Annotated in this window: 1 protein-coding gene; it reads right to left on the bottom strand. The window is 47.3% G+C overall.

The features are described 5' to 3' along the window. A partial coding sequence (locus A3735_RS30485) for a hypothetical protein (RefSeq protein WP_197485751.1) occupies positions 1-693 on the bottom strand: 693 nt, incomplete at both ends.

The raw sequence follows: 693 nt of genomic DNA, 5'->3' as shown, positions 1-693 counted from the left end.
CAGACGCTACAATCGACGTGTCAATTGTTCCTAAACGTCCTGCCATCACTGCTTGGTTCGCTAAATGGTCTTCAGGCACACCTTGGAAAAAAGCCATAGGCTGGCGCGTGTGTTGGTTACCAATTGTTGCACTCAGGTTTTCCCACTTAGGCTCATTTGGATCTTTAGGCGGGTTTGTCGGTTCAAACGCTACGTGACACTGTACACAGGGGTGTCCGATAGCAAAGCGTTTGTTTTCTTTGATTTCATTTTCTTCGTAGGCTGCAGTTCTTGCATCGTAAACCACTTTGCCAGACTCATCCTTGATCGGCTCCTGATAGTATTTACGATATCCGAGCACACCCGATGAATGAGGGTCTTGGCAGATATCATACCAATTAGAAGACGCATCACCTTGCTTACAATCCGGGTCGTTGATCAAGCCCCATTTGGTGAAACGATAAGGACGAGTGCGAGTATCTAACCACGGGTAGTTCATACCCTCTTTACCGGTTAGTCGTGCTTGGTGAATGATGTTCTCATCCTGATTACCAAAGGTACCTTTAAACCAAACATCACGGCCACGACGGGCTTGATCTCTCATTGCTTGAGCTTTTTCAGGGTCAACTGCTTCAACATCTTTGAACAGTGCATTGACATAACGACAACCCTCAGCATCATAGCCGGTTGGCTGAGGCTGATCACAAGGAGGCG

The organism is Oleiphilus sp. HI0061, assembly GCF_001635675.1.
Note: the sequence above shows the minus strand (reverse complement) of the source record. Positions and strands in the feature narration are given on the sequence as shown.